This is a genomic window from Protofrankia sp. CiP1_Cm_nod2 (assembly GCF_920664355.1).
GTDB lineage: Bacteria > Actinomycetota > Actinomycetes > Frankiales > Frankiaceae > Protofrankia.
The window spans coordinates 6,521-15,435 of sequence record NZ_CAKKTL010000034.1 but is presented as its reverse complement, the minus strand read 5'-3'; the positions used below and the strand labels follow the sequence as shown (position 1 = coordinate 15,435).

Here is an 8,915-nt window from a genome sequence, read left to right as displayed (position 1 = left end):
GGTGGCGCGGCCAGCAGCGGACCTGAGATCCAGCCGCACCCGCCTGCGACGGCGGCCCAGCCCGGCGTCGGACAGCGGCGTGATGTCGTCAGCCTCGCGGGGACGATCGACAGAGATGATTTCGGCGCCCAGATCCCCCAGCAGCATTCCGCAGAACCGCACCGGCCCCCGACCGCCGAGCTCAAGAATCCGGACTCCTCGCAACGGTCCCACGGCAGGATCCTCCGGATGGTAGGTGACGAGCGGCAACGCGTGACGTTGGCCGTCGCTCGCGGAGCGGACAGCACCGGAAGCTATCGCCGTCGTGTCCCGTCCGCCCGGCCGGCTCCTTCTCGTCGTTTGTTCGCGGGACCAACCGGGCCCGCCCTTGTGGACGGCGGGCCCGGTTATACCTGAAAGGGCCTTCGCACCTGCCTGGCCGCATCACCCGGGACAGCGCTGGGAGGCGCCACATGACAGGGACCTTCGCACCCGTCCGAGAGCACGACGCGGAGCTGGCCGCGTTCACCGAACTGGTCCGGACGTTCGTGGCCCGGGAGATCACCCCCCACCACGCCCGGTGGGAGAGCGACGGGATCGTTCCGCGGGAACTGTGGCGTAAGGCCGGCGCGGCCGGGCTGCTGGGTCTCGGGCTTCCGGCCGAGTACGGCGGCGGCGGCGCGGACTATCGATTCAACACGGTTGTCGACGCCGAGCTTTACCGCGCCGGCGCCACCGGGCCGGGATTCACGGTCCACAACGACGTCTGCGGACCGTACTTCGCCGAACTGGCCACGCCTGGGCAACTGGTGCGCTGGGTGCCGGGCATGACGTCGGGCGAACTCGTGGCCGCGATCGCGATGACCGAGCCCGGCGCGGGCAGCGATCTGCGGGGCGTCCGGACGAGGGCGGCACGAACCCCCGGCGGATGGCTGCTGAACGGCACGAAGACCTTCATCAGCAACGGCATCCACGCGGACCTGGTCATCGTTGTCGCGCGAACCGAGCCGGACGGCGACGGCGGCGGCGGCGGCCTGAGCCTGCTGGTCGTCGAGCGTGGGATGGCGGGCTTCACGCGCGGCCGCAACCTCGGCAAGGTCGGGCTCCACGCACAGGACACGGCCGAGCTGTCGTTCGACAACGTCGCGGTCCCGGACGCGAACGTGCTCGGGCAGCCGGGCAGGGGGCTGCGCTACCTGATGGCGAACCTGGCGCAGGAGCGGCTCACCATCGCCGTGCAGGCGGCCGCGGCAATGGAGGGCGTCCTTGCGGACACCCTCGACTACGTCAGGACGAGGACCGCCTTCGGCCAGCCGATCGGCCGGTTCCAGCACAGCGCGTTCCTGCTCGCGGAGCTGGCCACCGCGGTGAAGGCGGCGCGGGTCTTCGTCGACTGGGGGGTGCGGGAGCACCTGGCGGGAAATCTCGGTGCCGACACGGCCGCCATGATAAAGCTGCACACCACCGAGGCCCAGCAGCATGTCGTGGACAGGTGCCTGCAACTGCACGGGGGCTACGGCTACACCACGGAATACCGGGTGGGACGGGCCTGGGCGGACGCCCGGGTACAGACAATCTACGGCGGTACCAGCGAAATGATGAAACTCATCATCAGCAGGGGGCTCGGGCTGCACAAAACGTGAGAAGCCGATGCCCGCCGGATGTCCGCAGTTCCCGCGCCGTTCACCATCCGATGCGCAGAACATGAAAAACCGGTGCCCCGCCCGAATCCTCCCCGGGCGGGGCACCGGTTTTTACCGGGCGGCTCTACCGGGCGGCTATGCCGGTACGGGCGACCTGCTCAGGGTGAAACCGGGGAAGCCGCCGTCGGCCTCCTTGTCGACGGTGGCGCGATAGCTGCTCAGGCCGCCGAGATAGCACAGTGTGCTGGGCTTCTTGCCGGGCACGTTCGCCCCGAGGAACCACGGCCGGTCTCCCATGCCCTGCGGCAGGAGGGTGGCGTTCAGGATCGCGTCGCACTGGTCCGACCAGGCCTGGGCGGCTTCCTCGGTGGCCTCCACCCGCTCGGCGCCCTGCTCGACCGCGTGCGCCAGCAGCTTGCCGATCAGTTCGACCTGCGTCTCGATCACCGGTGGATGGCTCGCGAACGGTGCCTGCGGCCCGAGGATCGCGAAAAGATTCGGGAAGCCCGGGGACGCGATGCCCAGCAGGGCTTTCGCGTCCCGTGCCCACTGCTCGGCAATCGTCCGGTCCCCGGCCCCGTGCACGTTCATGCTGGCGAGCGGTCCGGTGATCGCGTCGAAACCGGTCGCGTAGATGATCACATCGAACTCGTACTCCGCGGTCCCCGTCCGCAGACCCGTCGGGGTGATCTCCCGGATCGGGTCGTCACGGACGCTGACCAGCGTCACGTTGGGCCGGTTGTAGGTCTCGTAGTAGAAGTTGCCCAGCGGAGGACGCTTCCCGCCGATCGGGTGCGTCTTCGGGCACAGCAGCTCGGCGGTCGCGGGATCCCTGACGATCGCGCGGATCCTGCGCCGCACGAACTCCGAGGCGGCGTCGTTGACCCGCTGGTCGACGAGCATGTCGTCGAAGGTCTCGAAGATGTAGTGGAAGCCGCCGGCCTCCCAGCCGGCTTCCAGGACGCGCTCGAGCTCGGCGTCGTCGACCTGCGCGCCGAGGCGGTTCGCCGGCTCCATCGGGAAGGCGAACACGTGGTTGAACGTCTTCTCCCAAACGTTTTCGAAGTCACGTCGCAGCGCCTGCTGCTGCTCCGGGCCCAGCGCGTGGTTGCGCCCGGGTAACGCGTAGTTCGGGGTGCGTTGGAACACCGTCAGATGCTCCGCGACCTGCCCGACCGACTGGATCACCTGGATGCCGGTCGCGCCGGTGCCGATGACGGCCACGCGCTTGCCCGTGAGGTCGACCGGCTCCTTCGGCCACTGCGACGTCACGTACGACTTGCCCGCGAAGGAGTCCGCGCCCGGGAACGGAGGCTTGTACGCGATGCCCAGCCAGCCCAGGCCTGTGATGAGCCACCGGCTGCTGATCCGCAGACCGTCCTCGGTGGTCACCGTCCAGCGGTTGGCCGCCTCGTCGAAGTAGGCGCCGTCGACCCGCGTGGAGAAGCGGATGTGCTGGCGCATGTCGTGCTTGTCCGCGACCGCCCGCAGGTATTCCAGGACGTCGGGCTGAGCGGTGTAGCGCTCGCGGAAGTCCCACCGCTGCCACAGCTCACGGTCGAACGAGAAGCAGTACGCCCAGCTCTCGGTGTCGGTACGGGCGCCGGGGTAGCGGTTCCAGTACCAGGTGCCTCCGACGTCGTCCCCGGCCTCGAACACCTGCATGCTCAGGCCGAGCTGCCGCAGCAGGTGAATGGTGCGGAGCCCGGCGAAGCCCGCGCCGACGACGACGGCATCGACTTCCGGGAGAGTTTGCGTAGGCATTACGCCATGTCCTTTCTTGGTTTTCAGTGGCCCTGGGCGGGCTGCTGGGCGTCCAGGATCACGTAGGCGAGCGTGGCCGGAACCTTTCCGTGGTTGCGCCACCCGTGCCTGGCGCCGTTCTGCACCACGCACGTGCCCGGGGGGAGGTGGATCTCGGTCCCGTTGTCGAGTTCCACCCAGAGGTCGCCCTCGATGACGATGACGTAGTCGATGCTCCTGGTCCGGTGCATTCCCGGAGCGTCGGGCTCGAACACGCCGAGCAACCCTGGCACCTTCGCTTCGGCCTCGGCGACCTGGGACTCGAGGGTTGCCGCGTCCGCGCTGGGTTCGTGTGGTTCGGCACCTGGTTCGGCATCTGGTTCGGCGCTGTCCTCCGGCGGGAGGCGAAACAGTCCGAAACGTGTTCCGCCCGGCCCGGGGAAGAAGACCGCGTTGTCGGGCTTCGGGTCGCTGAGCGGGCTGCTGAGCGGGCCCTCCGTTCCCCACACCTGGAACATCTGGACACCAGGCATGATCGCCAGTTCGACGGGTGGCAGCGGCGCGTCCTCATGGGCGATGGAGGTTCCCGTGCTGTCGACGCCGGTCACGACGCGTCTGATGGAAAGAGTCATGGCGGGTACTGAGCCTTCCCTGTAATGATTGGTTACTTTTTGTAATTGACGGCGGCGGTGTCCGTGGTGGTCGCCAGGTGGTGCGGTGGTGCTCGACATGGAGGATCGCGAGGGCGGCCCGGGCGATCAGGCTGATCTTCCAGAGGCCGGGACCGATGGTGCGCGGGGCCGGGAAGGCGCTCCTGGCCTCCTCCCTTGCCTGTCACGGCAGGTAGCTGTCACGGCAGGTAGTTGATCTTTGTGGGGAAAGGTTCACTGTGACATGGATCGCACTCGAGGGGGAGTCGGTCGGCGCGAGGGATTTGTGCGCGGCTCCAGATTGTGCACGTCGCGGCCGTCGAACAGCCGACCGACGGCGTGCCATTCTCGTGCTTTCCGAGAACCTGGAGAGTTCGATGCCGACCGCGTACGATCCCACTGATCCCATACAACTGCGCGATCCGTATGCCATATTCGCGGAGCTGCGCACCGCCGGCGGCGTGCATTGGTGCGAGCCGTTGTCGGGCTGGATCGCGGTGGACTGGGCCAGTGTTCAGAGCGTGGTCACGGCGCCGGCGGTGTTCTCGGCGAATCGTCTTCTGCCGGTGCACGAACGGCTCTCCGAGGAGAACCGCGCGACAGCGGCCGACGTGCTGCGCTGGTTGTCGCTGTGGATGGTGTTCCAGGATCCACCGAACCACACCCGGCTGCGCCGCTACCTGTCGACGGTCATCAACCCCCGCATGGTGGAGTCCCTGCGGGCGTCGATCACCGAGATCACGTCGGACCTGTTCGACGGCCTGCCGAAGGACCGGCCGGTCGAGTTCTTCACCGAGATCGCTCTTACCCTGCCGGGTTACGTCGTCATGGACCTGCTCGGGGTCCCGCGCGACCGGCTGACCGAGGTCAAGCGGTGGTCGGACGAGATGATGCTGTTCATCGGCAGTTCGCGAGGTGTCGACGACAAGTACGAGAGAGCCCGGCACGGCGCCTGCTCGATGGCGGAACTGTTCCGTGAGCTGATCGACGAACGCCGGGCCCACCCGCGGGACGACGCCCTCACCCGCATGATCACCACCGAGGTCGACGGCGAGACGCTCACCGAGGACGAGCTGATCGCGAGCATGATGATGATCGGCAACGGGGCGCAGGAGACGACCGCCCACCTGCTGACCAACGGCCTGATCGCCCTGCACCAGCACCCGGACGTCGCCGCCAAGCTGACGGCCGATGTCGACGGCCTGATCGTCCCCGCCGTGGACGAGTTCCTCCGCTTCGACTCGCCGGTGCTGTCCACCGGGCGCCTGCTCGCCACGGACACGGAGCTTGGGGGACAGCGCCTGCGGGAGGGCGACCGGATCTTCGCGATGCTCGCGGCCGCGAACCGCGATCCCGCCGTCTTCGCGTCGCCGGACGAGATCGTTCTCGAGGGCCGGGCGAACGGGCATCTCGCCTTCTCGAAGGGTGTGCACTTCTGCCTCGGCGCGCCGCTGGCCCGCTTGGAAGGGCAGATCGCGTTCAGGCACATGGCGGAGCGGTTCCCCCGGCTGCGGCTCGCCGAGCCCCTGGACACGATCCCGTGGGCGAACTCGCTGGTCAGCCGCGGGCCGCTGCGGCTGCCGGTCATGCTCGAGGACGCGTGAACACCCCGCTCGTCCCGCGTGACGACGAGTTCGTCCACGCGGCTCCGTACCCCGTCTCGCACCCGCCGGCCCGCGCGTCGAACGACCCGCGGTTCTTCGAGCGGTACTGGAACGTGTGGCACGACGACACGGGCGACCTGCTCCTGGCTGTGGGCGGCAGCTGTTACCCGGTCCTCGGCCGGGTCGAGTCGTACGCGATCGTCAACTTCCGTGGCGACCACCGCTCGGTGCGCTCCTTCCGTCCGCTGTCGTCGCAGCCGGCGGACCTCACGGTGGGCCCGATGCGCCCCACGATCCTCGCGGGGCTCCACCGCTGGCGGCACGTCCTCGAGCCGGGGGAGTGGGGCTTTTCCTACGACCTGGAGTGGACCGACACCCGCCGCCCGACGTACGGCGCCGCCTGGGGGCCGCAGGTGCCGTCCGGCGAGCGGCAGGTGACCGCCGGATTCGAGAGCTTCGGTCAGGTCACCGGCTGGGTTCAGATCGGTGGCACCCGGGTGGAGTGGGCGCCCGGCCAGGCGCACGGCACCCGGGACCGCCACTGGGGCGTCGGCCGGGGCGTCGGTGGCCCGGCGCTCAACGGCGGGCGCGCGCACCGGCCCGGCTGGAAGGGCGGGATCTGGATCGACCTGCACGACGTCGGCCTCTGGGGCGGGAAACTGCTCTACGGCCTCGACGACCCCCGCCCGGGCAGCGGCCGCGTGCACCGGATCGAACGCCGCCTGCGCTTCGAACCCGACACACACCTGTTTCTGGCGGGCGTCGTCGACCTGGCCCTCGACGACGGCACCCACCGGTCCCTACGCCTCGAGCGGCTGGGCAACCAGACCGCCTTCATGTGCTGCGGCTTCTACGGCGGCACTCCCGGGGCGGGGCTGCATCCCGGCGAGTACGGGGGGCCGGAACGGACCGAATGGGACCGGTTCGACGTGAACGACCCGCACGTCCGCCGCACGCTGCGGGGGCTGGACGAGCACCACTGCAGCGTCGTCGACGGTACGAGGGCGACGACGGGCATCCTGCAACCGGTCGAGCCGGACGCGTACGAGGCCTGCCGCGAGGGCCGGCCCGGCTGGGCCCTGTGGTGACCGACGGCCCTGTGACCCGGGGCTTTGTGACTCGGAGCTTTGTGACCCGGAACAGGGGCCTCGACAGCGTGGCCCTCGTCACGGCTTCCGTCCGTCGCTACCGTGCGTTCTCACCGAGCATGCGGTCGGACGGATGAAGAGATCAGGAGATCGCCCGTGAGCCTGAAGTACGACTTCTCGTTGATGTGTCCGGACGTGATCGCGCACAATGCGCGAGTCAGCGGGGATACGGTGGCCGCCGTATTCGAGGAAGAACGGCTCACGTGGCGTGAGCTTGACGAGCGGACGAACCAGTTAGCCAACCTGCTGCGGGCCGAGGGCCTCGGCAAGGGTGACAAGGTCGCGCTGTTCATGCCCGCGTCGCTGAACGCGTTCGTCGCGTTCTGGGGAAGCGCGAAGGCCGGCTGCGTGACGGTGCCACTGAATGTCATGCTCGACGGAGAGTCACTGGTTCGCCTTGCGGCGGACTCCGACGCGGTCGTCCTGATCGCCGATCCGGAGACCGAGCCGGTCATCGACTCCATCCGCGCGCGGCTGCCGCTGATCGGCGGCTCCCGCTGGCTCACGTTCGGCGCAGCCCACGACCACTGGCGGTCGGTTCCGGAGCTGCTGGCCGAGTCCCCGGTCACGCCGTGCGGAGTGAGGATCGAACCGTTCGACGTCATCACCATCCTCTACACCTCGGGGACCACCGGGCACCCGAAGGGCATCGAGCACACCCACGTCAGCCGCATGATGTACCCGTACGGCTTCGCGATGGGGCTGAAGGTCGACCGCTACTCGGTCGCCGTCCTCGGCACGCCCCCGTACGCGTCCGGGACCTGGATCACGATGATCCCGACGATGTACCGGGGCGGGACGGTCGTCATCCTGCGCAGGTTCACCGCCGCGGCGTTCCTGGCAGCCGTGGAGCGCGAGCGGGCCACCCACGCCTTCCTGGTCCCCACCCAGTGGATCGCCGTCCTCGAGCACCCCGGGCTGCGCGGCCATGACGTGAGCAGCCTGCGCTGCATCGTCACATCCGGTCAGCCGATCGCCGAGAAGACGTACCACGCGCTGGAGGACGCCTTCCCGAACGCCGGTATCCACGAGGTGTACGGATTCTCGGAGGGATTCGCGACCCTGCGGCTGCCGGCGGACGCCGTCCGCGGCAAACGCACGTCGGTCGGAAAACCCCTGATGCTGGAGGACATCCGCATCATCGACAATACCGGCGCGGAACTCCCCCCGGGTGAGAGCGGTGAAATCGTGGTGCATGCGATCGGGATGATGAACGGCTACTACAAGAATCCCGGACTGACCGAGGAGGCGACCTGGGCCGCCCCGGACGGTCGCGGCTTCATGCGGACCGGGGATATCGGCCAGCTGGACAAGGACGGTTTCCTGTATGTCTCGGGCCGGCTCAAGGATATGATCAAATCTGGCGGTATCAACATCTTCGCCGTGGACGTCGAGCAGGTCTTCATGCGCCATCCGGACGTCAGCGAGGCCGCGGCCGTCGGCGTGCCGCACCCGAAGTGGGGCGAGACGCCCCTGGTGGTCGTCATCCCACGCCCCGGCGCGGAGATCGACCCGGAGGGGCTTCGGCAGTGGGCCAACGAGCGCCTGGCCAAGTACCAGCGCGCCAGCCACGTCCTGGTCCGCGAGGAGTTGCCGCGCGCGGTCTACGGCAAGGTCGCGAAGGCCGAGCTGCGCAGGGAGTTCGGATCGGGGGCCGGGCTGTGACCGACATCCGCTACCCCGGCTACGAGAGCCTGGAACTCGACTGGCCCGAGCCGCACGTCCTGCGGGTGACCCTCAGCCGCGGCCGGATGAACGCCCTCGACTTCCAGATGCACCGGGACCTGGGCGCGATCTGGCGCCTGATCGACGAGGACACCGAGGTGTCCGCGGTGGTCCTCGCCGGCAGGGGACGGGCATACAGCGCCGGCGGTGACTTCGACATGGTGCAGCGCATCATCGACGACTACGACTTCCGCTGCCAGATGTGGAAGGAAGGCCGTGCCCTGGTGCGGAACATGCTCGACTGCGGCAAGCCCATCGTGTCCGCGATCAGCGGAGCGGCGGCCGGCGGCGGGCTGGCCACCGCGCTGCTGGCGGACGTGAGCGTCGCCGGCCGCACCGCCAAGCTCGTGGACGGGCACACCACCCTGGGCGTGGCCGCCGACGACCACGCGGTCGCGATATGGCCGCTGCTGTGCGGGCTGT

General features: G+C 68.9%; 8 protein-coding genes. 5 read left to right on the top strand and 3 right to left on the bottom strand.

The window, feature by feature from the left end; all coding sequences use genetic code 11:
- A partial coding sequence (locus tag NBW84_RS05905; RefSeq protein WP_445548646.1) for a CoA transferase occupies nucleotides 1–213 on the bottom strand: 213 nt, incomplete at its 3' end.
- A 239-nt stretch (nucleotides 214–452) separates the two neighbouring features.
- On the opposite strand from NBW84_RS05905, the gene NBW84_RS05900 reads away from it, so the two are divergent.
- Nucleotides 453–1,622, top strand: a complete 1,170-nt coding sequence (locus NBW84_RS05900; protein WP_250282435.1) for an acyl-CoA dehydrogenase family protein — start codon at nucleotides 453–455, stop codon at nucleotides 1,620–1,622.
- A gap of 135 nt (nucleotides 1,623–1,757) precedes the next feature.
- Here the strand turns inward: NBW84_RS05900 and NBW84_RS05895 are convergent, their stop codons facing one another.
- Together NBW84_RS05895 and NBW84_RS05890 are read right to left on the bottom strand one after the other, a co-directional pair.
- Nucleotides 1,758–3,386, bottom strand: a complete 1,629-nt coding sequence (locus NBW84_RS05895; protein ID WP_250282433.1) for a flavin-containing monooxygenase — start codon at nucleotides 3,384–3,386, stop codon at nucleotides 1,758–1,760.
- A 23-nt stretch (nucleotides 3,387–3,409) separates the two neighbouring features.
- The gene (locus NBW84_RS05890; protein ID WP_250282430.1) at nucleotides 3,410–3,973 is read right to left on the bottom strand and encodes a cupin domain-containing protein; all 564 of its coding nucleotides are present in this window, start codon (nucleotides 3,971–3,973) and stop codon (nucleotides 3,410–3,412) included.
- 419 nt (nucleotides 3,974–4,392) lie between these two features.
- Between NBW84_RS05890 and NBW84_RS05885 the strand changes: the two genes are divergently transcribed.
- From NBW84_RS05885 to NBW84_RS05870, 4 genes are all read left to right on the top strand, one after another.
- The gene (locus tag NBW84_RS05885; RefSeq protein WP_250282429.1) at nucleotides 4,393–5,619 is read left to right on the top strand and encodes a cytochrome P450; all 1,227 of its coding nucleotides are present in this window, start codon (nucleotides 4,393–4,395) and stop codon (nucleotides 5,617–5,619) included.
- Nucleotides 5,616–6,707: a hypothetical protein gene (locus tag NBW84_RS05880; protein WP_250282427.1), complete on the top strand. Its 1,092-nt coding sequence runs from the start codon at nucleotides 5,616–5,618 to the stop codon at nucleotides 6,705–6,707. Before NBW84_RS05885 ends, NBW84_RS05880 begins: the two co-directional genes overlap by 4 nt.
- Nucleotides 6,708–6,863: 156 nt before the next feature.
- Nucleotides 6,864–8,432, top strand: a complete 1,569-nt coding sequence (locus NBW84_RS05875; protein ID WP_250282424.1) for an AMP-binding protein — start codon at nucleotides 6,864–6,866, stop codon at nucleotides 8,430–8,432.
- Nucleotides 8,429–8,915, top strand: a 487-nt coding sequence (locus tag NBW84_RS05870) for an enoyl-CoA hydratase-related protein (protein WP_250282423.1), incomplete at its 3' end; no start/stop codon positions are given. The genes NBW84_RS05875 and NBW84_RS05870, both read left to right, overlap by 4 nt.

Excerpts from the sequence above, each read along its gene's own strand:
- NBW84_RS05895 (WP_250282433.1), bottom strand. The coding sequence starts at position 3,386 with ATGCCTACGCAAACTCTCCCGGAAGTCGATGCCGTCGTCGTCGGCGCG.
- NBW84_RS05900 (WP_250282435.1), top strand. The coding sequence starts at position 453 with ATGACAGGGACCTTCGCACCCGTCCGAGAGCACGACGCGGAGCTGGCC.
- NBW84_RS05885 (WP_250282429.1), top strand. The coding sequence starts at position 4,393 with ATGCCGACCGCGTACGATCCCACTGATCCCATACAACTGCGCGATCCG.